General features: G+C 70.8%; 31 protein-coding genes. 17 read left to right on the top strand and 14 right to left on the bottom strand.

From position 1 onward, the window contains the following. Nucleotides 1-85: 85 nt before the first annotated feature. A complete protein-coding gene (locus tag DO944_RS13640; protein ID WP_112617720.1) occupies nt 86-361 on the top strand; it encodes a hypothetical protein in 276 nt (91 codons plus the stop codon). Here DO944_RS13640 and DO944_RS13645 read toward each other — a convergent pair. Next, nucleotides 358-1,647 carry an MFS transporter gene (locus DO944_RS13645; protein WP_258524747.1) on the bottom strand — a complete coding sequence of 430 codons (1,290 nt, stop codon included), beginning with the start codon at nt 1,645-1,647 and terminating at the stop codon, nt 358-360. The two genes, DO944_RS13640 and DO944_RS13645, sit on opposite strands and share 4 nt — an antisense overlap. Nucleotides 1,648-1,717: 70 nt before the next feature. Here DO944_RS13645 and DO944_RS13650 point away from each other — a divergent pair, with 70 nt between their 5' ends. Together DO944_RS13650 and DO944_RS13655 are read left to right on the top strand one after the other, a co-directional pair. Then, a complete protein-coding gene (locus DO944_RS13650; protein WP_112617721.1) occupies nt 1,718-2,323 on the top strand; it encodes a TetR/AcrR family transcriptional regulator in 606 nt (201 codons plus the stop codon). Further along, nucleotides 2,323-3,024 (top strand): FadR/GntR family transcriptional regulator, encoded by a 702-nt coding sequence (locus DO944_RS13655; protein ID WP_112617722.1) that lies wholly within the window; start codon nt 2,323-2,325, stop codon nt 3,022-3,024. Before DO944_RS13650 ends, DO944_RS13655 begins: the two co-directional genes overlap by 1 nt. 7 nt (nt 3,025-3,031) lie before the next feature. On the opposite strand, the gene DO944_RS13660 is transcribed toward DO944_RS13655, so the two are convergent. Beyond that, on the bottom strand, nt 3,032-3,223 hold the full coding sequence (locus DO944_RS13660; RefSeq protein ID WP_112617723.1) for a hypothetical protein: 192 nt from the start codon (nt 3,221-3,223) through the stop codon (nt 3,032-3,034). Nucleotides 3,224-3,409: 186 nt separating this feature from the next. On the opposite strand from DO944_RS13660, the gene DO944_RS13665 reads away from it, so the two are divergent. The 3 genes from DO944_RS13665 (at nt 3,410) to DO944_RS15965 (ending at nt 6,337) form a co-directional block, all read left to right on the top strand. After that, nucleotides 3,410-4,840 carry a four-carbon acid sugar kinase family protein gene (locus DO944_RS13665; protein WP_220118362.1) on the top strand — a complete coding sequence of 477 codons (1,431 nt, stop codon included), beginning with the start codon at nt 3,410-3,412 and terminating at the stop codon, nt 4,838-4,840. A gap of 20 nt (nt 4,841-4,860) precedes the next feature. Beyond that, nucleotides 4,861-5,757 carry an NAD(P)-dependent oxidoreductase gene (locus DO944_RS13670; RefSeq protein ID WP_112617724.1) on the top strand — a complete coding sequence of 299 codons (897 nt, stop codon included), beginning with the start codon at nt 4,861-4,863 and terminating at the stop codon, nt 5,755-5,757. A gap of 370 nt (nt 5,758-6,127) precedes the next feature. Beyond that, the gene (locus tag DO944_RS15965) at nt 6,128-6,337 is read left to right on the top strand and encodes a DUF3072 domain-containing protein (RefSeq protein WP_112617918.1); all 210 of its coding nucleotides are present in this window, start codon (nt 6,128-6,130) and stop codon (nt 6,335-6,337) included. On the opposite strand, the gene DO944_RS13680 is transcribed toward DO944_RS15965, so the two are convergent. Genes DO944_RS13680 through DO944_RS13695 form a run of 4 tightly spaced genes read right to left on the bottom strand, consistent with a single transcriptional unit; the run spans nt 6,338 to nt 8,689 of the window. Continuing rightward, nucleotides 6,338-6,808 (bottom strand): BLUF domain-containing protein, encoded by a 471-nt coding sequence (locus DO944_RS13680; protein ID WP_112617725.1) that lies wholly within the window; start codon nt 6,806-6,808, stop codon nt 6,338-6,340. It lies immediately after the preceding gene. After that, a complete protein-coding gene (locus DO944_RS13685; protein ID WP_112617726.1) occupies nt 6,805-7,047 on the bottom strand; it encodes a hypothetical protein in 243 nt (80 codons plus the stop codon). The genes DO944_RS13680 and DO944_RS13685 overlap by 4 nt, the downstream gene beginning before the upstream one ends. Continuing rightward, on the bottom strand, nt 7,044-7,400 hold the full coding sequence (locus tag DO944_RS13690; RefSeq protein WP_112617727.1) for a DUF6804 family protein: 357 nt from the start codon (nt 7,398-7,400) through the stop codon (nt 7,044-7,046). The genes DO944_RS13685 and DO944_RS13690 overlap by 4 nt, the downstream gene beginning before the upstream one ends. Nucleotides 7,401-7,459: 59 nt before the next feature. Beyond that, on the bottom strand, nt 7,460-8,689 hold the full coding sequence (locus tag DO944_RS13695) for an ROK family protein (RefSeq protein ID WP_258524749.1): 1,230 nt from the start codon (nt 8,687-8,689) through the stop codon (nt 7,460-7,462). 88 nt (nt 8,690-8,777) lie between these two features. On the opposite strand from DO944_RS13695, the gene xylA reads away from it, so the two are divergent. Both xylA and xylB read left to right on the top strand, forming a co-directional pair. Continuing rightward, nucleotides 8,778-9,965 carry a xylose isomerase gene (gene xylA, locus DO944_RS13700; protein ID WP_112617728.1) on the top strand — a complete coding sequence of 396 codons (1,188 nt, stop codon included), beginning with the start codon at nt 8,778-8,780 and terminating at the stop codon, nt 9,963-9,965. Between the two features lie 47 nt (nt 9,966-10,012). Continuing rightward, entirely contained in the window at nt 10,013-11,329 is a 1,317-nt protein-coding gene (xylB, locus tag DO944_RS13705; protein WP_181574257.1) for a xylulokinase, read from the top strand. A gap of 6 nt (nt 11,330-11,335) precedes the next feature. Here the strand turns inward: xylB and DO944_RS13710 are convergent, their stop codons facing one another. Then, a complete protein-coding gene (locus DO944_RS13710; protein ID WP_112617729.1) occupies nt 11,336-12,181 on the bottom strand; it encodes an NAD(P)-dependent oxidoreductase in 846 nt (281 codons plus the stop codon). Between the two features lie 53 nt (nt 12,182-12,234). Between DO944_RS13710 and DO944_RS13715 the strand changes: the two genes are divergently transcribed. Continuing rightward, nucleotides 12,235-12,774, top strand: coding sequence for a YaeQ family protein (locus DO944_RS13715; RefSeq protein WP_112617730.1), 540 nt, complete (start codon nt 12,235-12,237; stop codon nt 12,772-12,774). Here DO944_RS13715 and DO944_RS13720 read toward each other — a convergent pair. Then, on the bottom strand, nt 12,759-13,613 hold the full coding sequence (locus DO944_RS13720) for a hypothetical protein (RefSeq protein ID WP_112617731.1): 855 nt from the start codon (nt 13,611-13,613) through the stop codon (nt 12,759-12,761). The genes DO944_RS13715 and DO944_RS13720 overlap by 16 nt on opposite strands. A gap of 184 nt (nt 13,614-13,797) precedes the next feature. Between DO944_RS13720 and DO944_RS13725 the strand changes: the two genes are divergently transcribed. From DO944_RS13725 to DO944_RS13745, 5 genes are all read left to right on the top strand, one after another. Next, nucleotides 13,798-15,108 carry a hemolysin family protein gene (locus DO944_RS13725; protein WP_258524750.1) on the top strand — a complete coding sequence of 437 codons (1,311 nt, stop codon included), beginning with the start codon at nt 13,798-13,800 and terminating at the stop codon, nt 15,106-15,108. A 75-nt stretch (nt 15,109-15,183) separates the two neighbouring features. Further along, the gene (gene nhaA, locus DO944_RS13730) at nt 15,184-16,449 is read left to right on the top strand and encodes a Na+/H+ antiporter NhaA (protein WP_112617733.1); all 1,266 of its coding nucleotides are present in this window, start codon (nt 15,184-15,186) and stop codon (nt 16,447-16,449) included. A 127-nt stretch (nt 16,450-16,576) separates the two neighbouring features. Continuing rightward, nucleotides 16,577-17,131 (top strand): MarR family winged helix-turn-helix transcriptional regulator, encoded by a 555-nt coding sequence (locus DO944_RS13735; RefSeq protein WP_258524751.1) that lies wholly within the window; start codon nt 16,577-16,579, stop codon nt 17,129-17,131. Nucleotides 17,132-17,205: 74 nt separating this feature from the next. Further along, entirely contained in the window at nt 17,206-17,457 is a 252-nt protein-coding gene (locus DO944_RS13740) for a hypothetical protein (protein WP_023953898.1), read from the top strand. Between the two features lie 61 nt (nt 17,458-17,518). Continuing rightward, nucleotides 17,519-17,836, top strand: a complete 318-nt coding sequence (locus DO944_RS13745) for an ATP-dependent DNA ligase (protein ID WP_112617734.1) — start codon at nt 17,519-17,521, stop codon at nt 17,834-17,836. 52 nt (nt 17,837-17,888) lie between these two features. On the opposite strand, the gene DO944_RS13750 is transcribed toward DO944_RS13745, so the two are convergent. Beyond that, a complete protein-coding gene (locus DO944_RS13750; RefSeq protein WP_112617735.1) occupies nt 17,889-18,233 on the bottom strand; it encodes a hypothetical protein in 345 nt (114 codons plus the stop codon). An 88-nt stretch (nt 18,234-18,321) separates the two neighbouring features. Here DO944_RS13750 and DO944_RS15715 point away from each other — a divergent pair, with 88 nt between their 5' ends. From DO944_RS15715 to DO944_RS13760, 3 genes are read left to right on the top strand one after another with little or no spacing between them, the layout of a single operon-like run. Next, on the top strand, nt 18,322-18,462 hold the full coding sequence (locus DO944_RS15715) for a hypothetical protein (protein ID WP_162815491.1): 141 nt from the start codon (nt 18,322-18,324) through the stop codon (nt 18,460-18,462). A 10-nt stretch (nt 18,463-18,472) separates the two neighbouring features. Beyond that, complete coding sequence (locus DO944_RS13755) at nt 18,473-19,336, top strand: transposase (RefSeq protein WP_112617736.1); 864 nt, start codon at nt 18,473-18,475, stop codon at nt 19,334-19,336. Between the two features lie 9 nt (nt 19,337-19,345). Next, nucleotides 19,346-19,819, top strand: a complete 474-nt coding sequence (locus DO944_RS13760) for a glutaminase (protein WP_112617737.1) — start codon at nt 19,346-19,348, stop codon at nt 19,817-19,819. A gap of 37 nt (nt 19,820-19,856) precedes the next feature. Here DO944_RS13760 and DO944_RS13765 read toward each other — a convergent pair whose 3' ends face one another. The 5 genes from DO944_RS13765 to DO944_RS13785 form a co-directional block, all read right to left on the bottom strand. Beyond that, a complete protein-coding gene (locus DO944_RS13765; RefSeq protein WP_112617738.1) occupies nt 19,857-20,900 on the bottom strand; it encodes a YihY/virulence factor BrkB family protein in 1,044 nt (347 codons plus the stop codon). A gap of 145 nt (nt 20,901-21,045) precedes the next feature. Then, a complete protein-coding gene (locus DO944_RS13770; RefSeq protein ID WP_112617739.1) occupies nt 21,046-21,621 on the bottom strand; it encodes a DUF3618 domain-containing protein in 576 nt (191 codons plus the stop codon). Continuing rightward, nucleotides 21,618-22,034, bottom strand: a complete 417-nt coding sequence (locus DO944_RS13775; RefSeq protein WP_112617740.1) for a phage holin family protein — start codon at nt 22,032-22,034, stop codon at nt 21,618-21,620. Before DO944_RS13775 ends, DO944_RS13770 begins: the two co-directional genes overlap by 4 nt. Beyond that, nucleotides 22,024-22,854, bottom strand: a complete 831-nt coding sequence (locus DO944_RS13780; protein ID WP_112617741.1) for a hypothetical protein — start codon at nt 22,852-22,854, stop codon at nt 22,024-22,026. Before DO944_RS13780 ends, DO944_RS13775 begins: the two co-directional genes overlap by 11 nt. A 210-nt stretch (nt 22,855-23,064) precedes the next feature. Then, nucleotides 23,065-23,774: HNH endonuclease signature motif containing protein (locus DO944_RS13785; protein ID WP_146752074.1), on the bottom strand; the 710-nt coding region annotated here is incomplete at its 5' end.

Here is a 23,774-nt window from a genome sequence, read left to right on the forward strand (position 1 = left end):
CAACGCCGGCCCGCACATTCGCAGCGACGCGACCGATAGTGACCGGTGGAGCGGGGCACCCGAGAACCCCGCCCGCGGAGAGAGCATGTCCCTGCATGGCACGGTGAAGACGCGGATGCGGCGCGCCCGCCGCATCCGCGTCATGGTCGGTCTCGGGTTGATCGCCGTGATCGCGACCCTCGTCTTCGTTCAGGTGGCCACGGGGTGGCATCTGCGGCAATTGCGGGTTTTCGCCTTCGCCGGGATCGTGGTGGTCGTCCTGCTCGCGGCGTTCGTCGCCGTGACGTTCGCGAACGGACGCCGCACGTCCGCACGCGCGGACGACGCCGACGGGATGCCGCACCCGCGTCTCGACGTCTAGGGGCGCGCCCCGGTCCCGAGGCCGGCCGGATCATCGATGAGGGGCGCGGGGCGGTTCGTCGCCGTATCGACGATGGGCGCGCGCATCACGGTGGCCGCGGCAATGGCCATGAGCACAGCGCCGAGAGCGTAGGGCGCCGCGTGTGCGACGACGGCGTAGAGCACGCCTGCGAGGATCGGGGCGATCGTGCCCATCGCCGCGGTGAGCGACTGGGTGACTCCGCCGAGCCAGCCCTGCTCGTGCGGACCGACCGCGTTCGACATGACACCGTCGAGCGCGGCCTGCGATGCCCCTTGTCCGGCGGCGAGCGCGAGGGCGCCGAGGACGAAGAGCCAGGGCTGCGCGATGAGCGAGGCGACGACGGCGAGGGCGACGAGCCCGGCTGCCTGGGCGGCGATGCCGGCGACGATGACGCCGCGTTCACCCATCCGGGGCAGCAGGAAGCCGAGAAGGACGCCCTGGACGACGATGTCGATCACACCGACGACGGCGATCAAGAGCCCGATGGCCGTCGGACCCCATCCGATCGAGTCGAGCGCGAGCACGCTGAAGTTGTTGACGAAGAAGCCGAAGGGGAGGGCGAGGAGCGCGAACGCGATGAGCAGTCCGCGGAGCTCCGGGCGGACGAAGGCGCGGCGGAACACCGCGAACGGGTTGAGGTCCGATACCGCGATCGCGGGGATGCGATTTCTGCGTTCGAGGCTCTCGGGCAGGAGGAAGACGCTGAGGGTTGCGATGAGGAACGAGATCCCGGCGGTCACGAAGACGGGCAGGGCGAGGTCGACCGCAGCGAGAAGACCGCCCAGGGCGGGGCCGACCATGGTGCCGATCCCGGAGAGGGCGCCCAGGAGGCCGAATCGCTGCGCGCGCTTCTCGGGTGGGGTGATGTCGGCGAGGTAGGCGAACAGCGCTGGCAGGTCTCCGGCCGTCGCGCCCTGGATGACGCGCGCGAGCAGCAGAACCCAGATCGCGCCGCCGATGCCGAAGAGAAGCATGCTCACTGCGGCCCCGAACGACGCGACGATGATCACCGGGCGGCGACCGAACCGATCGGACAGGCGACCGAGGAAGGGAGCCGCGATGAAGGCGCACAGCCCGTTGACGGCTTCGAGCGCGCCCACCCAGAGCGCGAGGTCTCCCTCGCCGGAGACGTAGCGCAGCACGACGAACGGGAGCACGGGGAGGACGACGGTCATGCCTGCCGTCGTGAGCGTCGTGAGCAGGATGAGCATCACCCATCGGCGGTCGACGCCGGCGGTCTGCGGACGCGAGAAAACTGAAGTCATACCGAAACTGTATCGATACCAGGTTTGGTGTCAATACAGTTTTTCGCGCTCGCCGCCTAGGATCGACCTCATGAACGACACTGCGCCGCCGGGACGTCGCGAGCGCAAGAAGGCGGCCACGCGCAAACGGATCTCGGATGTCGCGACGATGATGTTCCTCGAGCGGGGTTTCGACGACGTCAGCATCCGTGAGATCGCCGACGCGGCCGATGTCTCTCCGACGACCGTCTTCGCGCACTTCAGTCAGAAGGAGGCGCTGGTCTTCGACGAAGACGACGAACAGCGCGAGCGCCTCGTCGCGGCCGTCCGGGACCGCCCCCCGGGAACGTCGATCTCCCGATCCATCCGTGACTACTATGCCCGTGAGATCCGGGCCGGAGCCGCCGAGCACGGCGATGACGTGGCGCGCGTGTTCATGGACTTCCTCAACGCCACGCCCGCGCTGCGCGATTACGCCGCGCGCATGTGGCTGCGCCACGAGGAGGCGCTCGCCGAGGCGGTCGCCGCAGAGCTCGGCGAGGCGCAGCCCGACCCCTACATCCGTGCGTTCGCGCGGTTCGTGCTCCAGATCCAGACGATGGTGAACGAGAGCGACGATCCCGAGGCGACGCTCGATGCCGGGTTCGCTGTGCTCGAGAACGGCTGGGCGGGTTTCGAACGGCGAGGTGAGGGGTGATGAGCCGTCGCAAGTCGCTCGTGAACACCGTCGCCGACGATCTGCTCGACCGGATCATCGGCGGGCGTTTCGCCCCGGGCGATGCCCTGCCGACCGAGGCGGAGATCGGCGTCGAGTTCGACGTCAGCCGTGTGACCGTGCGCGAAGCGCTCCGCACCCTGTCGGCGCGGGGCATCGTGCGGGTGGTGTCGGGTGTGGGGTCCCGCGTGGCTCCGGTCGAAGAGTGGCGCTCGGTGTCCGACGCTCTCCGGTTCCGGGCCGCGCACGGTGATGACGCCCTGGTGGCGGAGCAGCTCATCTCGACGCGCCGGATCATCGAATGCGAGGCGGCAGCTCTCGCTGCGCCGCTCATCGACGACACCGCCCTGGCGGAGTGCGCGGCGTGCATCGACGAGATGGTCGCGGGTGCGGCCGCGGCCGATGTCGATCGCTTCGTGGACGCCGATCTGCGATTCCACGCCGTGATCCTCCGCGCCTCGGGCAACCTGTTCCTCGCCGTGCTGCTCGCGCCCCTGACTGAAGTGCTCGCCGAGCGCCGGACGCAGACATCGCGGGCGCCGGAGATCCAGCAGCACGCGATCGCGGAGCATCGCAGGATCCTCGAGGCGTTGCGGACGGGCGACCCGGATGCCGCGAGGGCGGCGATGGACCAGCACCTGCAGCAGACGCTCGACGACTTCCGCCGCTACGTCGCAGGGTGAGCGCGCCTCACTCCGATTCCGGTTCGTCGTCGTCCACCGGCACCTCGTGACGCTGCTCCCACACGTCGGCGGCGTCGGCCTCCGTGCTCGGGGTGGGGATCTCGGGGGCCGCGCTGTCGTCGGCCGTGGCCGGCAGCTGCTGTTCCTCGGCGTCGGCGACAGGAACCTCGGTGCCGTGCTCTCGCTCGATGTCGGGCATATCTGACTCCTCACGTTCGTGGTACCGGGTGACCAGTGATGCCAGCGTGCGATCCGCGAGGGGGTTGGCGCAAGCCCCGGGGCGATCTCGTCTCCGATGTTGACGGCGATGCCCGGCTGCTGCATGCTGTCATACAGCTGACAGCAGCCGACATCGGCTGACCTCACTCAACGACGAGGAGAACACGTGGCCCCCACGGTGCCCCTGCCCGATCTGCCGGCCGTCTCGCGCCCCGACCTCGATCTCCTGGCGGAGCGCATGGCCGACGGTCGTCGTGTGTTCGTCGTCCTCGACGACGATCCGACCGGGACGCAGTCGGTCGCCGACCTGCCGGTGCTCGGCGCGTGGGACGTGGCCGATTTCGCGTGGGCGTTCTCGTCCGGCGCTCCCGCGGTGTACGTCCTGACCAACTCGCGCAGCCTCGCGCCGGCGGAGGCCGAGCGCATCAACCGTGAGGTCGCGCGGGCGGCACTCGCGGCCGCGGAGACAGCGCGCGTGCGCGTCGACTTCGTCAGCCGCAGCGATTCGACGCTCCGCGGGCATTTCCCGCTCGAGCCCGACACCATCGCCGACGAGATCGGTCGCTCCGGGGCGCTCGCTCCGACGAACGTCGTCGTCGTGCCCGCCTTCCCGGATGCTGGACGCGTGACGGTCCGCGGCGTCCACGGCATCCTGTCGGACGGGGGCTTCACTCCCATCGGCGAGACGGAGTTCGCCCGCGACTCGACCTTCGGCTTCCGTGCATCGCGGCTGGCGGACTGGGTGGCGGAGAAGACGGGCGGCGCCATCCCGGCTGCGGACGTCGTCGAGGTCACGGTCGATGACCTCCGCGCGGGGACGGCAGCCGTGGCGGCGGTGCTGCGCGCCGCCCCGGCGGGGGCTCCCATCGTGGTCGATGCCGTCGTGGAGGAGGACCTGGTCGAGCTGGCGCTCGGTCTCGAGGCGGTGGAGGCCGAGGGCCGATCGTTCGTCTACCGGGTGGGACCGCCCTTCGTCCGAGCCCGCATCGGCCAGCGCCGCCGGCCGCCCGTCGACGCCGCCGAGCTGAGCGTCGACCATGCGACCCGCGGGGGACTGGTCGTCGTCGGCTCGCACGTCGGTCTCACCAGCCGCCAGCTCGCCGACCTCGTGCGTCGCCGCCCGCTCGAGGCGGTCGTGGAGCTCGACGTCCCGCGACTGCTCGATCCCTCCGAACGGCGAGCCGAACTCGACCGCGCCTGCGCGACCGTCGCCACCGCGCTGCTGCGCGGCGATGTCGTGCTGCACACCAGCCGCACGCTCGTCCGCACCGACGACCCCGACGAGAGCCTCGACATCTCCCGTCAGGTCTCGGAAGCCGTCGTCGAGGTCGTCCGAACGGTCGTCGCACGGGTCACGCCCCGTTTCGTGATCGCGAAGGGCGGCATCACCTCGAGCGACGTCGCGACGCGCGGGCTCGAGATCCGGCGCGCGCGGGTCCGCGGTTCGCTCTTCCCCGGCATCGTGTCCGTCTGGGAAGCAGCCGACGGGCCGGCATCCGGAATCCCCTACATCGTGTTCGCCGGCAACGTCGGCGACGACGGGTCGCTCACCGCCGCTGTCGAGCGGCTCTCGCTGACGCCCGCACATTCCGCCTGAGACGAAGGAGCACGGTCGAAATGAACGACAACACCACGGTTGCGGTACTGGGGCTCGGCGCGATGGGCCTGCCGATGGCCGCCCGCCTGGCGGAGACTTTCCGTGTCCGCGGCTTCGACATCGCCCCCACCCGGCTCGCACTGGCCGCTGAAGCGAACGTGACCCCGGCTGCTTCCGCCGCGGAGGCTGCGGCGGGTGCGCAGGTCGTCCTGGTGGCGGTGCGCGACTCCGCTCAGCTCGCGGATGTCCTGTTCGGGGATGCCGGCATCGTCGACGCGCTCGCCGAGGGAGCGGTCGTCGTTCTCACGAGCACCGTCGGAACCGACGGGGTCGCCGACGTCGCGGCCTCGCTCGCGCAGCGGGGCATCGGCCTCGTCGACGCCCCGCTGAGCGGTGGCCCGGTCCGGGCGCGAGAGGGCGATCTGCTGATCGTCGTCGGGGCCGACCCCCGAGCCCTCGCGGTCGCGAGGCCCGTCCTGGAGGCGCTCGCGTCGACGCTGACCATCGTGGGCGAGCGCGCCGGCGACGGTCAGGCGCTGAAGACCGTCAACCAGCTGCTGTGCGGTGTGCACATCGCTGCAGCCGCCGAGGCGCTCGCGCTCGCCGACCGCCTGGGGCTCGACCTCGAACGCACACTCGAGGCGCTGCAGGCCGGGGCCGCCGCGTCGTTCATGCTCGGAAACCGCGGCCCGCGCATGCTGCAGGCCTGGGACGACGAGGGCGCCGAGGTGCTCAGTCGCCTCGACATCTTCGTCAAGGACATGGGCATCGTCGGCGCCGCCGCGCGGCGGGCGGGACTCCCGGCGCCGCTCGCCGCTGCGGCCGAGCAGAGCTACCTCCTCGCACAGGCTCAGGGCCTCGGTGAGGCGGACGATTCCGCCGTGATCCGGCTCTCCGCCCCTGCGCGCCGCGGCTGAGGCCGATCTTGCGGATTTCTTGAGGTTGCTCGGTGTGCGCGTTGCGTATTCCTTGCGGTCGATCGCCGAACATCGAAGAACACCCGGTCACGGGGACGTTGCCCGAACGACGTCCCCGGGCCGGGTTCTCTCGTTGAGTGCTTTTCGCGGAACGCGCAAGTGCCTCGGCTTCTGGGGCCCGTCGGCCTAGCGTCGAGGAATGAGCGATCAGAGCATCCCCACACCCGACGAGCCGACCTTCCCGGCCCCCGCCGAGCCGACCGTTCCCGTTCCCGCCGAGCCGACGGCGCCGGCGCCCGGCGAGCCGTCGGCCCCGACTCCGCCGGCGTCGCCGGAGCCCGCGGCCGAGACGCCGGGTGCGACCGACACGCTGGGCGGCACCGAGGGCGGCGGCGAGGGCTCGCCGGTCAAGGATCCCGACACGTGGGTCACCGGCGATGAGCCCATGACGGGCCCGCAGCGGAGTTACCTCGACACGCTGGCGCGCGAGGCGGGCGAAGAGTTGCCGGGCAACCTCACCAAGGCCGAGGCGTCCGAGCAGATCGACCGCCTGCAGGACGCCACGGGGCGCGGCGCGTAACTACGACCCGGCGTCCGCGTCCCGCTGCGGACGAGCCGACCGCACACGGAACCACAGGCTCAGCTCCCGGGCGGCGCGCAGCGTCGCGCTCGGGTCGTCCGAGCCCTCGAGGTCGTCGAAGGTGTCGCGGAACCCCGTCGGGGCGTCGCCGGTCGTCTCGGCGATCGGCTGATAGCCCATCGTCCACTCGCGGAACTCGCGGTGGGCGATGGGCTGCTCGATGAGGACCCGCATGTCGGAGTGACGGGAGTCCTGCCGGATGGTCGCGAGCAGATCTCGCACGGCCGGCTCGGGTCCCTCGAGCACCTGCACGAACCGGCCGCCGCGGTACAGCAGCATCCCGGTCAGGTCTCGCGCCGCGTTGGACGCTCGGCTCTGCGCGAGCAGCGCTGCCAGGTCGTCGTCGCCGAAGGGTGCGCGGGCGTTGCTCGTGTAGAGGATCGAGAGCAGGCCCTCGGATGTCGAGGTCATCGGATCTCCCGGAGTTCGATGGGCGGTTCTTCGGCCGCGATCCCGGGCGTCGCTCGCACCGCGAGCGCGCGCATCGCCGTGGTCAGGTCGGAGAAGGATCCGGCGCAGGCCGACCGTGAGTCGTAGGCGAGGTACCGGCCGTCGGGCTGCCGGTCGATGTAACCCACGAACTCGCCGGTACGGCTTCCGACGTGGAACCCGTCCTCGACGCGAGCCCAGACGATTCCGGTTCCGGTCACCGGGCTGCCTCGGGGCGGGGTACCCACACGAGGGCTCCCGCTGCGATGAAGGTCGCCGCGCCGACGACGTGCGCGGCCAGCCAGACCGGCTGGTCGAGCGAGAAGGGGTACACCGGGTTCCACAGCACCGCGATAGCCGCGATCGGCACAGCCCACCACCACTGCCGCGCCTGGATCGCGAACCACGCGATGATGAGCGCGAGGATCGCGACGACGAACGAGATGACCATCGCGAACTCGCCGCCGATGAGCGGGATTCCGGCCACGAGCGCAGCGGCCCCGAGGATGCCGGGGGCGAGCGCGTTGCGCTGGCGCAGCGGCGGGTCGGCGGGACGGGCGGATCTCGAAGCCATGCGGACGTTTCTCTCGGGACGGATGACGCGGAGTCGCGCGTCTTCTCGATCGTACGAGTTCAGCGCGCGGGCCGACCGGCGCTTGACGCCACGCCGGAATCCGTCATGGCGGCGTCGGCGCCGGTCATGACGGGGACCGGATCCGACAGCAGCGCGGCGAACGCGGTCTCGGCAGCGCCGACGAGCAGGCGGTCGTCTCCCAGCTCGGCGGTGCGCACGAGCGGCGCCGAGCCGGAGATCGTCTGACGGGCGACCGCGTCGGCGAAGCCGTCGACGTCCGTCTCGACGAGCGGCGCGAGGAAGCCGCCGAGGACGACGACAGCGGGATCGAGGACGTTGACCGCGCTCGCTACGGCGGACGCGAGGATGCGGCGCTGCCGATGCACCTCGGCGCGCGCCGCCGGATTCGCGGCGCCGTGGACCGCTGCCCGCAACTCGGCGTCGTCGGCGCCGGGCAGCCCGAGCGAGGCGATCAGGCGGTGCCGGCTCACTTCGTCTTCGAGGGCGGCGCGTTCACCGGATCGCCGGTCCGCGGCATCCTCGAAGATCGCCGGATTGTGCCCGAACTCCCCCGCGAGGCCTCGCGCGCCGCCGACGAGTCCGCCGCCGACGACGAGCCCGCCACCGATGCCGCTCGCTCCGCCGTTGAGGTAGATCACATCGGCGACGCCGCGCGCGGCGCCGAAGAGGTACTCGGCGTGCGCGCCGTACGAGGCATCGTTGCCCACGGTCGTCGGGGTGCCCGTCGCGGCGGTGACGAGATCGGCGAGCGGGGCGTCCGTCCACCGCAGGTGCGGCGCGTGCACGACCAGGCCGGCAGCCGGGTCGACGAGCCCGGGGACGGCGACACCGACCCCGATGACCCTGGTCGTGGCGAGCGGCCCGCTGCGCCATTCCTCGATCGTCGCGGCGATCAGCGACGCCAGCGCGTGCGGCGTGATGAGGGTCGTCGTGAGCGCGCGGCGGCGCGCGTGGATCCGGCGGTCGAGGCCGACGGCGGCGAGTGTCACCGCATCGACCTCGGGGTTCACGGCGACGGCGACCACATCGGGGCGGGCCGTGATGACGGGGGACGGGCGCCCGATGCGACCCTCGGCAGCGCCGGCGGTCTCGGTGACGAGGCCCAGGCGCGCGAGCTCGGCGGTCAGCGCTCCGATGGTCGAGCGGTTGAGGCCGAGGTCCGCGGTGAGCGCGGCCCGCGAGATCGGACCGTCGCGGTGCACGGTGACGAGCATCCGGGCGAGGTTCACTCGCCGGACGAGTTCGGCGGTTCCGGGCGCGACACTCACGGCATCAGCCTACGAGAACACAGTTTGTTGACGTAATAGACAAACCGACCTACGCTGAGGTCGCAGCAATCGAAGCGAAGGAGCACGCATGCGCACCCCGACCCCGGCCGACAAGTTCACGTTCGGCCTCTGGACCATCGGCTACAACGGAACCGACCCGTTCGGCGGACCGACCCGGCCGCCCCTCGACGTCGTCCACGCCGTCGAGAAGCTCGCCGAGCTCGGGGCCGCGGGGCTGACGTTCCACGACGACGACCTGTTCGCCTTCGGGTCGAGCGAGAGCGAGCGGCAGACGCAGATCGATCGCCTCAAGGGCGCGCTCGCCGACACCGGCCTGACCGTGCCCATGGTGACCACCAACCTCTTCAGCGCCCCGGTCTTCAAGGACGGCGGCTTCACCTCGAACGACCGCGCGGTGCGGCGCTTCGCAATCCGCAAGGTGCTGCGACAGATCGACCTGGGTGCCGAGCTCGGCGCCGAGACCTTCGTCATGTGGGGCGGCCGCGAGGGTGCCGAGTACGACTCGGCGAAGGATGTCCGACAGGCGCTGGAGCGCTACCGCGAGGCCGTGAACTTCCTCGGCGACTACGTCGTCGAGAAGGGTTACAACCTGCGTTTCGCGATCGAGCCCAAGCCGAACGAGCCGCGCGGCGACATCCTGCTTCCGACCGTGGGTCACGCCCTCGCCTTCATCGAGTCGCTCGAGCGTCCCGAGCTCGTCGGTCTGAACCCCGAGGTTGGACACGAGCAGATGGCGGGCCTGAACTTCGCGGCCGGCATCGCGCAGGCGCTGTACCACGGCAAGCTCTTCCACATCGACCTCAACGGACAGCGCGGCATCAAGTACGACCAGGACCTCGTCTTCGGTCACGGCGACCTGCACAATGCGTTCGCGCTCGTCGACCTGCTCGAGAACGGCGGCCCGAACGGCGGCCCCGCGTACGACGGACCCCGCCACTTCGACTACAAGCCGAGCCGCACCGAGGACGAGACCGGCGTCTGGGACTCCGCCGCCGCGAACATGCGCACCTACCTGCTGCTCAAGGAGCGGGCTGCGGCGTTCCGCGCCGACCCGGAGGTGCAGGAGGCGCTCGAAGCGGCGCGCGTTCCGGAGCTCGCCCGGCCGACCTTCGGCGAGGGTGAGACCTACGACGACTTCGTCGGTGACCGCTCGGCCTACGAGGACTTCGACGCCGACGCGTACCTCGGCGGCAAGGGCTTCGGCTTCGTCCGCCTGCAGCAGCTCGCGACCGAGCACCTGCTCGGCGCACGCTGACGCCGGCGCCGCGAGAGTCCCCTAACCCGAGAGAAGAGGATGCCGGCATGACGCTGGTCATGGGTGTCGACTCGTCGACCCAATCGTGCAAGGTCGTGATCGTCGACGCCGAGACCGGTCGGGTCGTCCGGGAGGGGCGTGCGCCCCACCCGGACGGCACGAGCGTCGACCCCGAGTCGTGGTGGACCGCCCTGCAGGCGGCGATCGAGCTCGCGGGCGGGATGGCGGACGTTGAGGCCTGGTCGATCGGCGGCCAGCAGCACGGCCTCGTCGCGCTCGACCAGCGGGGCGCCGTCGTACGCGACGCGCTGCTGTGGAACGACACCCGTTCGGCGCAGGCGGCATCCGATCTCGTGGCCGAATACGGCGCCGACCGGCTCGCCGAGCGCACCGGACTCGTTCCGGTCGCCTCGTTCACCATCAGCAAGCTGCGGTGGCTGCGCGAGCACGAGTCGGAGAACGCCGCGCGGACCGCGGCGGTGGCCCTTCCGCACGACTGGCTGACCTGGCGCCTGCGCGGCTTCGGCCCGGTTTCCGACGGCACGGGCGGGGCCGCCGCGCTGGCCGAGCTCGTCACGGATCGTTCCGACGCCTCGGGAACCGGCTACTGGAGCGCGGTCACGGGCGAGTACGACCGGGAGCTGCTCGTAGCCGCTCTCGGGCACGACGCCGTGGTTCCGCGGGTCCTCGCCGCGAACGAGTGGGTCGAGGATCAGGGCGGCCGCCGGGTCGCCGCGGGCGCCGGCGACAACGCGGCATCCGCTCTCGGTGTCGGCGCGGGCGTCGGCGACGTCGTCGTCTCGATCGGCACGTCCGGCACGGTCTTCGCCGTGAGCGAGACGCCCGCGGTCGATGCCACCGGGACCGTCGCGGGCTTCGCCTCGGCGGACGGGCACCACCTGCCGCTCGTATGCACGCTCAACGCCGCTCGCGTGCTCGACGTCGTCGCCGCCCTGCTGGGGGTCGACCACGACGGCCTGTCGCACCTCGCGCTGTCGGCCGAGCCCGGGGCGGGAGGGCTGACGCTCGTGCCGTACTTCGAGGGCGAGCGCACGCCGAATCTGCCGGATGCGACGGCCTCGCTGACCGGGATGACGCTCGCCTCGACCACGCGGGAGAACCTCGCCCGTGCAGCGGTCGAGGGGATGCTGGCGGGCCTCGGCGCCGGACTGGACGCGCTGCGCGACCAGGGCGTGCCGCTGCGGCGCGTGCTGCTGGTCGGCGGGGGAGCGCGGTCGGCAGCCGTGCAGCAGATCGCCCCCGCGGTGTTCGGTCTCGACGTCGAGGTGCCCGCGCCGGGCGAGTACGTCGCGCTCGGCGCCGCCGAGCAGGCCCGCCGCGTCGCCGCGGCGGGTGACCGTTAGATCGCCTCAGACGTGGTCGCGCCAGGAGTGCTTCGGCTCGTAGCCCAGAAGCCGCCGGGCCTTCTCGGTCGAGAAGAGCGACTCGTTCGTTCCGAGGTCGCCGCGGATCTCGACGCCGGGGAACACCTCGGCCACGAGCTCTGCGTTCGGGCGTGACATGACGGTGTCGGCGGCGGCGATGAGGAACCGATCGAAGCCGGCCGGTGCGTTCTCGAGCGCGCGCAGCACGGCCTGGGCGCCGTCGCGCGCGTCGATGTAGCTCCACACGTTCCACTTGCGACGCATCGGGTCGGCGTCGAACGACGGGAACTCGGCGTAGTCCTCGGGCACCATGACGTTCGAGAAGCGCAGTGCGGTGATCGAGAGGCCCGGGTGCCAGCGCACGAGCTCGATCGCGAGCTGCTCCTCGAGGTGCTTCACGAGCGAGTACACCGACTCGGGGCGCGCGGGATACTCCTCGTCGACGGGGATGTACGGGGGCGGCACGTCGAACGGCAGCCCCTGCACCGTCTCGCTCGAGGCGTAGACGACGCGGTCGATGCCGAGTCGCGTCGCGGCGTGGAAGACGTTGAAGGTCGCCGCCATGTTGTTGTGGAACGTCGCGATGTCGGGACGGACGCCGGGAGCAGGCACCGCGCCGAGGTGCACGATCGCGTCGACGCCGTCGTGGCGATCGCCGACCGAACCGAAAGCGTCGACGACCTGGCCGTAGTCGGTCAGGTCGATCTGCACGAACGCGGGCCCGCGCGTGCCGACCACGTCGAAGCCGATGACCTCGTGCCCCGCCGCCGTGAGTTCACGAGCGACGACCGTGCCGAGTTTTCCCGATGATCCCGTCAGTGCGATCCGCATGGGAACAGCGTCGCACACGGATGCCCACCCCGGGGCGGCTAGGCTCGATCCTCATGGCTGCCGGGGCGACGATCCACACGTTCGATGCGACGCTCGCCGACCTCGACCGAGGCGTGTACGAGTCGTTCGCGCTGCGCGTCGCGCGGCATCCTTCCGAGACCGACGCCTTCATGCTGACCCGGTTGCTGGCGTACTGCCTCGAGTACGAGGAGGGCATCGACTTCACCGAGGGGATCGCCGCGAAGGACGAACCCGCCGTGCTCGTGCGCGACCTGACCGGATCGATCGTCGCCTGGATCGAGGTGGGGGCGCCGGATGCCTCGCGGCTGCACCTCGGGAGCAAGCAGGCCGACCGCGTCGCGGTCTACACGCAGCGCAATCCCGGCCCCATCGTGGCCGCGTGGGCGGGGAAGAAGATCCACCGCGTCTCGGAGATCGCCCTTCACAGCTTCGAGCCGGGCTTCATCGACACGCTCGTCTCGGCGCTCGACCGCCGCAACACCGTGACGGTCTCGGTCACCGAGCGCCACCTCTACGTCGAACTCAACGGCGTCACCGCCGAGTCCGACGTCGTCACTCAGCCGGCCGGCTGAGCCCCCGCCTCCCCCGGAGCCTCCGGCGCAGCGGAGGAGGTCGGGGCCTCGGACACGAAGACGTCGACTCCGGCATCGGTGAGGACGAACTGCAGCGCCGTGCCGACGGGATAGCGCTCGAGGAGCTCTTCGGGCTGATCGTCCCAGACGATGAAGGAGACGGCCGCGGGGAACGCGCCGGCGGAGCAGCCCTGGTAGTACGACCCGCTCCGCGAGGTGTCGCCGGACGTCGGATCGTCCAAACGCGCGACCGAGAGGCAGACGTTCCCTCCCTCCTGCCAGGTGTCGACGGCGCGGAAGACCCGCAGGCCGAGGAAGCTCTCGTATGACTCTGCCTCGAGCTCGTCGCCATACGGGCGCATGAAATCGGGGATCTCCTCGCCCGTCGGCAGCAGCGTCGTGACGTGCGAGACTCCCGCGTCCGGCGGCAGCGCCGTCGCGGTCGAGGCGCTGCGAGCCGTGGCGAACGCGGTGATCCCGACCGAGACGACCGCCACCGCGACGAGCGAACCGGCCCAGATGAGCAGGCGGCGCAGCCGTCGCGCGCGGGGAGCCGTCGGCCCCGCGTCGTCATCCCGGGACTCGTCGGTCTGCGACTCGTCAGCCCGCGGATCGTCGGATCGGGGCGTAGCCAGGTCGGGGATCCCGTCGATGATCGGCGGACGCACGGGCTCCGGATCGGGTTCAGGCGCGCGCGCGTGCGGCATCCGGTCTTCGCGTTCGCGCGCCTCCAGCTCCGCCAGCCGAGCCAGGGCGGCGGGATCGTCGGCGATGTCGCCGCCCGGCGCGTAGGCGCGGACGCGGAGGGCCCGGAGCTCCGCGGCAACTCCCTCGTCCATCCCTGCATCGTGACATATTCCGCGAGTCGTGGGGGCCTCGGCCTGTGTCAAGCGCTCAGCGCATCCCGAGCGGATGCCGCTATTTTTATGCGATGACGCATCGAGCCTCGAAGGCCTCCGACTCCGACAGTCCCGGCGCCCGGGTGACCCCGGGCGCGCCCCGTCCCGCGAGCGAGGTCCGCCGGTGAACGGCGACCTGCTCCTCAACATCGTCCTCGTCGTCGTCTTCGTGCTCATCGGTGGCGTGTTCGCCGCCACCGAGATGGCGCTCGTCACGCTGCGCGAGAGCCAGGTCAACGCGCTCGCCCTGCGCGGCAAGCGGGGTGAGAAGGTCGCCGCGCTGGCGCGGAACCCCAACACCTTCCTGTCGGCCGTGCAGATCGGTGTGACGGTCGCGGGCTTCGCCTCGGCGGCGTACGGCGCCTCGTCGATCGCGCCCTCGCTCGCTCCGCTGCTGGTCTCGTGGGGGCTTTCCGAGGCGGCCGCGATGACGGTGGCGACCATCGTCCTGACGCTGATCATCGCCTACCTCTCGCTCGTGCTGGGCGAGCTGGTGCCCAAGCGCTTGGCGATCCAGCGCAACGCCGCCTTCGCGTACGGCGTCGCGCCGGTGCTCAACGGATTCGCGAAGCTCATGCGCCCGGTGATCTGGCTGCTCTCGCTCTCGACCAACCTTCTCGTGCGGCTGTTGGGCGGTGACCCGAACAAGACCGGCGAGGAGCTGAGCGACGAGGAGCTCCGCGACATCGTGTCGAGCCACGAGGGGCTCCCCGAGGACGAGCGACGCATCCTCGACGACGTGCTGTCGCTGCGCGACCGTCAGCTGAGCGAGGTGATGCGTCCGCGCCCTGAGGTGGTGTCATTGCCGGGCGGCGAGACCGTGGGTGCCGCGGCCGCGCTCGTGCGCGATCTGCCCTACTCGCGCTACCCGATCATCGATCAGACGATCGACGATGTTGCCGGGTTCGTGCACGTGCGCGACGTGCTGGATGCCGCGGGCACTGACGACGCGCAGCCGCTCCAGTCCATCGTGCGGCCGATCCGGTACTTCCCCTCGACCGCACGCCTCCTGCCGACACTCACGTCGATGCGGGCGGAGGGCAGTCAGATCGCGGTCGTCGTCGACGAGTACGGCGGCACCGACGGCATCGTGACGCTCGAGGATCTCGTCGAGGAGGTCGTCGGCGAGATCGTCGACGAGTACGACACCGAGGCGATGCCGCATCCGCTTTCGGGTGACGGCGGACCCGTCGACGGGCGGCTGAACCTGCAGGACTTCGAGGAGGCCACCGGCATCTCGATCCCGCGGGGGACGTCCGACACCGTCGCCGGTTTCGTGATCGAGCAGCTCGGGCGCCTCGCGAGGGTCGGCGACCGTATCGAGGTCGACGGCGCGACGATCGAGGTGACGCGGTTGGACCGTCGTCGCATCGCCGAGCTCCATGTTGCGCGCGCGTCGACGGAGGGTCCCGCGGTCGAACCTGCCGGGGAGTAGGCTGTCCGTCGGTGTGTCGGGAAGTCTGGTCGACAGGGCCGGCGCGACCGCCGGCGAAAGACGAGAGGTCCCCGCATGTACGACGCTCTTCCCCGCCGAGCCCGGCTGCGCCGCTGGCTGTCCCGCGAGACGACGGGCGGAGCACTTCTGCTCGGTGCTGCAGCGCTCGCCCTGATCTGGGCCAATTCGCCGCTCGCTGCCTCGTATGCGGCGCTGTCGGAGTTCACGATCGGGCCCGAGGCTCTGCACCTGAATCTCTCGCTGTCGACCTGGGCCGCGGACGGCCTGCTCGCGCTGTTCTTCTTTGTCGTCGGTGTCGAGCTGAAGCACGAGTTCGTCGCGGGCAGCCTGCGCCGCCCGCGCGAGGCCGCGGTGCCGGTGCTCGCGGCCGTCGGGGGGATGCTGCTCCCCGCGATCCTCTTCACCGTCGTGATCCTCGTCTCGGGCGACACCGACGCGCTGCGCGGGTGGGCGATCCCGACCGCGACCGACATCGCCTTCGCGCTGGCGGTGCTGGCGATCTTCGGCCGGGGGCTCCCGCCGGGGCTGCGCACGTTCCTGCTGACGCTCGCCGTCGTCGATGATCTGCTCGCGATCCTGATCATCGCGATCTTCTACACCGCGACGATCCACATCGTGGCACTCGTGGTGGCGCTCGCGACCGCGGCGGTGTTCGCCGTCGTCGTCCGGCAGCGCTGGGCCCGGTGGTGGGTACTGCTGCCGCTCGGACTCGTCGTGTGGGGCTTCCTCCACGCGTCCGGCGTCCACGCCACGATCGCCGGGGTGCTGCTCGGGTTCGCCGTCCCGGCCCGCCCGGTGCACGGCGAGAGCGTGGCGCGCACCGACACGTACGACGACCTGGTGCGCCCCTTCTCCTCGGGTATCGCGCTCCCGGTCTTCGCGTTCTTCGCCGCCGGGGTCAGCGTGGTCGGAACCAGCGACCCCCTGGCGGTCGTCGCGCAGCCCGTCGTCCTCGCCATCGTCGTCGGCCTGGTCGTCGGCAAAGCTGCGGGGGTGCTCGGGACGACCGCGCTCGTCACGCGCGTCACGCCGCTGCGCCTGCCCGGCGGTGTCGGGATGCGTGACCTCCTGCCCATCGGTCTGCTGTGCGGCATCGGGTTCACGGTCTCGCTGCTCATCACCGGCCTGTCGTTCGCCGACGGTGTCCACACCGACGGCGCCCGACTCGGCGTACTCCTCGGAACGCTGCTGTCAGCCGCGGGGGCCGCCGTACTGCTCAGCAGGAGCGCTCGTCGGGCCCGGGCAGAGGCCGCCGGCGCGCCCGGCGCACACACGATCGACGGCGAAGGCCCCGCGCTCGGCTACGACCGCGACGAGTGACCGGCGGCGGCGAGTGACCGACCGCGTCGTGCGTGTTTCGGATCATCCCGTCTCACGGATGAGCCATCGAGTCAATCCCTGCGCGCGCCACGTGCGCACACCCCTGAGCACGTTTTAGGATGCCGAAGTGCCCGAAGTCCCGACGCCCACGCATTACTGGTATCCGTCGGACTCTGATGATCCCGGCACTCCCCGCGAGCGCGGCATCGCCGTTCTGCAGGCTTTCCGGCTCTACCGTGCCGCCGAAGCCGCCATGCGGCGGCGGACCCGCGACTCGATGTCGATGGGTGAGAACGAGCTGCTCGTCCTCCGCTACCTCATCAAGGCGCAGGGCGAGGGCCGTCTCGTCGGGCCGACCGAACTCGCCCGCTACCTCGGTATCTCGACCGCTTCGACGACGGCCCTGATCGATCGGCTGCAGAAGTCGGGCCATGTCGTCCGCCAGGCGCATCCGAGCGATCGGCGCAGTGTTCACGTCGTGGCCACCGAGAAGTCGGACGAAGAGGTGCGGGCGACGCTCGGGCGGATGCACGAGCGCATGATCGCCGCTGTCGACGGAATGACCGTCGACGAGGCGCGGGCCGTGATCGCGTGCCTCGGACGCCTCCAGCAGGCCGTCGACGAGGTCGACGCTCACGCCCCTGACCCGCGCGCGGAGCAGGCGCGCAGCGACCGCTCCTGACAGGTAGCTAGTCAGCGGAGAAAGCCCGCGAATTGACATTCGTCACGCGGGAAGACGCGTGACACCATGGGAACATGTGTTCCCTTCCGGTGACCCCGACCGAGGAGCGTTTCACCATCGAAGGGCAGGTGGTGACGTCGTTCTCGGGCGTCGTCTCGCGCCTGGCCGCCGCGCACCCGTCGCTCGCCGTCGTCGACATCGAGCGCGTGGTCCTGCGGGAGTGGGAGGCCTTCAGTGCCAGCCGCCCCGTGGTCGTCCCCATCGGCGTCGAAGAGGGCGCGGCCGAGATGCTCGCGGTCGAGACCTCGGCTCAGATCGACGGTTAGCGGATCACGCGCCCGCGGGCCGTCGTTTATCGGACCGTCCGTTGCGCGTTAGGCTCACTGCGTGGGCCGATTCATCTACGACACGCTGGGGAACTCCGTCGAGATCGACGACCGTACTCTGGCACACCTGCGCATCGTCATCATGAACAAGCTGCGCCGTTCCGAGCCGTTCATGTTCGACATCGATCTGCCCCGCGGGGGTGAGCGTCGCAGCTACTGGATCCACCCGTCCGTGCCGCTGCAGTTCCACTTCTCGGGCAGCAGGCAGCCGCGGATCAACCGGCATTGGGTCGAGGAGCTCATGCAGGTGGCGAGCGGCCCGGCGGGACTCTCCATCGTTCCCGAGCCCGTGGACGACGGCGCACCCGAAGTCGGCTGACGTCGCCTCAGGCAGACCGCCGGAGGCGGATCGCCGGGCGGCACACAGCCCGTCAGGCGGTCGTGTCGCTTCCGGACGGCGCGACCGTGTCGGGGTCGTCCAGATGCTCGGCGACGATCATGATGCCGCCAGACGAGTTGGCCGAGTTCGCCATCTCCTCGACCCACTCGCGGCTGAGCGTCGTCGGCTCGGGGTCGTCGAAAGCGAATCGGAGCGGGATCGAGGGGTGCAGCCAGATCGTGCTTCGCCCGGTGGGCTCGCCGTCGGGGTGTCGCCACGAGAGCGTGAAGCTCTCTCCGCGCCGCAGCTTCGTGGCGATGACCACCTTGAGGTGCGCCAGCGTGCGGTCTTCGATGTGGATCGGCGATGCGCCGTCTCCGTAGTAGATGGTGCCCACGTCACCACATTAAACCGCCGCGAGACGAACCCCAATCTTGTTGTCAAGGCCTCGACGCTCCGTGGATAGCGGAGAAAAGTTGATGTCGATGACGATCGATCCCCGCCCCGATGACGAGCTCGAGCCGAGAGGTGCCGGCCCGCTCGACGACGATGTGTTCGCGGATCTCCCGGCCTTCGATGTCGTCGACGGCGAGCTGATGCCGCGCGCTCCGAAGCGCCGTCAGTGACAATGGCGGGATGACGGCGAACGGCGCGCGGACCGGCGGCAGCGGGGATGACGGGTTCGACGCGGTGGCCGCGGAGCTGCTCGTCGTGCCGCCGGGAGACTTCGTCGCGGCCCGTAACGCTCGTGCGGCCGAGGCTTCCGGGGCGCTCGGCTCCCGCATCCGGGGCCTCCGCAAGCCGACGGTCGCAGCGTGGGCGGTCAATCTGCTGGCCCACGACCCCTCGTTCCGTGAGGCGCTCGAACTGTCCACCGCGTTGCGCGAAGCTCAGGACGACCTCGACGCGGCGGAACTCGCCCGGCTCGGCAAGCAACGGCGTGCTCTCGTCGCGGCGCTCGCGCGGCGGTCCGCCGACCTGGCTGACGACGCCGGTGTCTCGCTGTCGGCAGCGGCCCGTGACGAGGTGGAGCGGACCGTCAACTCGGCGATCGTCGATGCTGCGGCGGGGGCCGTGGTGGCGGCCGGCCGGCTGGTGCGTACGCTCGAACCGGGCGCGCTCGACTCCGACGCGCTGACGGACCGCGTCGCCGGTTCGATCCCCGGCGTTCCCGACGCGCCCGACGGGCCGCGTGACGACCTCGCCGAGCGCCGCGCTCGACGCGAGGCCGAGAAGCGGAGGCGTGAGGCGCAGCGCGAGGCGAGCGAGGCCGGTCGCGTGCTGGCACGAGCGGAGGAGCGTCGCTCGAGCGCGCGGGAACGAGCCGACAGGCTGCACGAGCGGGCCGACGGGCTCCGGCGAGACCTTGCCCGGGTGTCCGGAGATGCCGAGCGGGCCGACGCCACCGTCGACGAGCTCGACGACGTGGTCGCGTCGGCGCGGGAGGCTCTGGCGGCGGCGGAGCGCAAGGTGCGCGCGGCCGACGACGACGGTCAATAGCATCGAAGGATGCCGGATGCTGCGACCGAACTGATCTCCGACGCCCGCCGTCGGCTTGTCGGTGTTCCCCGCGAGCGTCTCGGCGTCCGGAGTGAGGGGCGCCGCCTGCTGGGTTTCGGCCGCGCCGCCCGCATCCTGCCGGTCGGGGATGCGTGGCACCTCGGTGTTCTGCTCATCGCCGACGACGAGGTGTTCGCGACCGGGGAGCTGCTGCGAGCCCGGGCCGAGGCGATCCGCGGGTACACCGCCGAGGCGCAGCGTGCCCGCTCCGAGCGCGCAGCGGCGGCGTTCCGCGGTGGCTTCGCCGAAGGCGAGCCGGTGCATCTGGACTGGTCGCCGATCGATCTCGACGTCGTCGATGCGGGCGGGGCTTCGGGTCCGCTCGCGCGCAGCGACGACGGTGTCGTGACCGTCGCGTTCGCGGCGGGCGCCCGGATGCCGCTGGCCGCCTACCTCGACGACCGGATCGCGCTGCTGCCCTGAGGCGTTCTCGGGGCCCGGGCAGCAGCGCGGCACAGCCTCAGTCGTCCGACTTGCCTCCCGTCGCGCGCAGGCGCCGCGCTTCCGCGCGCTCCTCGGCCTCTTGCTTCGCGGTCTTCTCGATCCGGGTGGTGTCGCGCGGCGGCAGCTGAATCGTCTCCTCCGCCGGCATCCCGGCCTGCAGTTCGCGTCCGCGCTCGAGCTCGGCGTCGAACTCGGCGCCGAACAGCAGTGCGAGGTTGGTGATCCACAGCCACAGCAGGAAGATGATCACGCCCGCGAACGACCCGTAGGTGCGCTCGTAGTTGGAGAAGTTCGCGACGTAGATGCCGAAGCCCGCGGTCGCGATGGCGAGCACGACGATGGCGATGACGGCGCCCGCGCTGATCCAGCGGAAACGAGGCTGCTTGGCGTTGGGCCCGAAGTAGTAGAGCACGGCGACGAGCAGGACGACGATGAAGGCGAGCACGGGCCATTTGGCGATCTGCCAGATGAGCACGGCGGTGCTGCCCAGTCCGATCGCGTCGCCGATGGCCTCCGCCACGGGGCCGGAGACGACGAGAAGGACGAGCGCGACGACGACGAGCGCGACCGCGAGGAGAGTCACGCCGAGCTGCTGCGGCTTGAGCTTGAGGAACGGCCGGCCCTCGTCGATCTCCCAGATGCGGTTCATGGCGCGGCTGAACGCCCCGACGTAACCCGAGGCCGACCACAGCGCCAGAACGATGCCGGAGACGAGGGCGAAGCCCGCTGCGGGGGAGCCCGCGATCTCCTCGATCGGCCCGCGGAGGGTCTCGGCGGCGCCTCCGGGCGCGATCTGTCCGACGATGTCGAGCACCGCATCGGCGGCTTGCTGTCCCTGTCCGATGACGCCGAGGAGCGAGAACACGGCCAGGAGGGCGGGGAACGCCGACAGCACGGCGTAGTAGGTCAGGCCGGCCGCGAGGTCGGGGCACTGGTCACGGCTGAACTCGCGGGTAGTCCGCTTGAGCACGTGTTTCCACGAGGGCTTCTCGACATCGGTGATGGAGTCCGGCTTCGCGGGGTGCTCGGGGTCGGGTCCGTCGGTTCTCTGATTGCTCATGTCTCTCCTGGGGGATCATGCACGCGGCGGGTGATCGGCGCCGCGGGGTGATCGGCGCCGCGGGGGGGAACACGACCGTGCACCGGGCCGGCGACGACGGCCGCCCCGGTGCACGGTTCGTGCAGCGCTCGCGCTGCGGGGGATGTCAGCTGCCGCTGACGTTGTCGCGAGCCTCCTGGGCGCGATCGGTGACGGTGCCGACCCCGTCCTGGGCGTCGCTCTTGACGTGGGAGACCGCCTCGGAAGCCGTCTCCTTCACCGCTGCCGCGGCATCCTGCACCGGCTCCTTCAGGTCGGAGCCGACCTGCTGGGCGACGCTCTTGGCTTCCTCGACGAGGGGCTGCGCCTGCTCCTTGACGTCGGACGCGATGCCCTTCTCCTTGCTGGATGCGGGAATGAGCGAGGCGACGAGCAGACCGCCGGCGAAGGCCATCAGCCCGACGGCGAGAGGGTTGCCCTCCGCCTTCGCGCCTACCTTGTGGGCAGCTCCGGACACGCCACCGGCGACGGACGACCCGGCGTCGTGCAGCGACGAGCCGGCGTCATCGGCCGCGCCCATCACCCGGTCACGGACGGATCCGAGTGCGCCTTTGATCTTGTCGGTCTGACGATGGGCGATCTTCGAGGGCGTCACCTTGTCGACGAGGGCGTCGGTGTCTTGGCTCAGCTCGCGACGCTTGCGCTCGATGTCGGCGCGGATCGCTTCCGGTGAATCGGTCATCGGTTCTCCTCATTTCTCTTCAATGCGTCGGGGATCTTGCCCAGGGTCTCGGCTGTCTGCGGGGCGCCCTGGACCTGCGCGAGCTGCTTGCGCCCGAGGGCGTAGAGCACGGCCGCGATGACGCCCCAGATGACGGCGACGATGACGGCCGACCAGCCGAGCCCGACCAGGTGGCCGAGGGCCCACCAGAGCGCGATCGACAGGAAGAAGATCGCCATGAGCGCCGCGTATCCCGCGCCGCCCAGCATTCCGGCGCCCTTGCCCGCGCGCGTTCCCGACTGCTTCAGCTCGGCTTTGGCCAGGTTGATCTCCTGGCGCATCAGCTCCGACAGGTCGCGCGTGACCTCGCCCAGCAGGTCGCCGAGCGACGTGTTCGCCGCCTGCTGCTCGGAGGGCGTGGGGTTATCGGTCATCTCGGCGCTCCCCGATGCCCTCGGTGTACGGCTCATCGGCGGTCCGGCCGACGGAGCTGTCGTACAGCGGGGTGGGCTCGACAGCGTCCGGAGCGACGTCGATCGGCTCGTCGAGCGGAGCCCCGACGGGAGCGTTCGACGGGGCCGACGGCGCTGCGGGAATGCCGGTGGCTGCGGATCCCGGCGTGCCGATCGGCGCGTCGAGCGGAGCGTTCACCGGCGCGGGGGACGGTGCCGACGGTGCCGAGGGCACTCCGCCGACAGTCGTTCCGGTCGCCCCGGAGGCGGGGGCGGAGTCATGCTCCTCCTTCGCGCTCTCGGTGAGGGCGCGGGTGAGGCGACCAGCGACGACGCCCGCGATCAACGCTCCCGCGATGAACACGCCAGGCTTGCGTCGGGCGAAGCTCTTCACTTCGCTCACCAGCGAGCCCGGGTCGCGCTGCGACAGCCAGTCCGACGCGCCGCTCACGCGGGTCGATACCTGGCGCACCAGGTCGGTGGCGATGCCGGGGTTCTCGGAGTTCTGCGCCAGAGAATCCAGCTCGTCGCCGATGGACCGAAGCCCGTCGGCGACACGCTGCTGCTGCGACGCCGCCTGCTCGGTGAGCTGCTGCTTCGTCTGCGCATAGACCTGCTTCGCCTGAGACTTGGCCTCCGACGCGACACCCGCCGCTTCCTGCTTGGCCGTCTCGACGACGTGCCCGGCCTCGGCCTTTGCGGCGCCCGCGACCTCTCCGGCTTCGTGCTTCGCCGTCTCCGCCGTTCCCGACCCTGATCCTGTCTGCGAGCCGGACGTCGGCTCACCATAGTTCTGCGACATCGGTTCTCCTCTCGGTACCGCTTGCGTTCGTGGGGTGCCGATGTAACGCCTCTTCCCCTCGTCTTGCCCCGGGGCTTGACGACGGCGAAGCGCTGTGGGATGGTCGCGCCTTCTGTACCGGCGCTGCGCGAAACGGATCCGAATCCGGGCCCCGGGGCAGGCTCGGGCGCACCTTCTGGCACGCGGGCGCGAGTTTCGGCACACGCTGGATCAGAACGGTGGGCGCCCCGGATCGGGTGGGTCTGTGATCGTGGTGGCGACCGTGAATGCGACGAGTGGTGGTGGTGCGTCTTCGCGGTAGATCCGCCCGGTGGGTGATGTCCAGATCAGCCTTCCGCCGGGGAGTTGTCGTACTCGCCATCGGGTGTGGTGTTTGACGTCGTGGTGTCTCTTGCAGAGGTTGGCGAGGTTGCACACGTGTGTCGCTCCACCGTCGGATGCGGCGATCGTGTGGTCGAGTTCGCATCGGATGGCTGGTTGCCGGCATCCGGGGAACCGGCAGTGCCGATCGCGCGCACGTAGCAGCCGCACCATCCCTGCGGTGGGCCGGTAGCTGTCGCACTCGAGGACGGTTCCGGTGACGGGGTGGGTGAGCAGCCGATCCCACGAGGTCGCGTTGCCGGCGAGTTCGCGGGCGGTGGCGGCGTCGATGGGCGAGCGTCCGGCCAGATCCGCGGGCCCTTCATCTTGACCCATCAGCGTGAGTGCCGACACGGCCACCTGCACGTGAGCGCGGATCGCTCCCAGAGTCCCGTTGCCGTCACCGGTGCCGGTGGGATCGAGGGCGGGCGTCCCCGCCAGCAAGAGGTCGGAGAACACATCGGCACGGACCTGATCGATCGTGCGGGCATCGTCGACGAACGACGACCCGTCGCCCTCCGCGCTCTCAGCATCGCTCTCCGCATCGGCGTCCGCAGAGC

The sequence above is a fragment of the Microbacterium sp. SMR1 genome (assembly GCF_003289625.1).
GTDB lineage: Bacteria > Actinomycetota > Actinomycetes > Actinomycetales > Microbacteriaceae > Microbacterium > Microbacterium plantarum.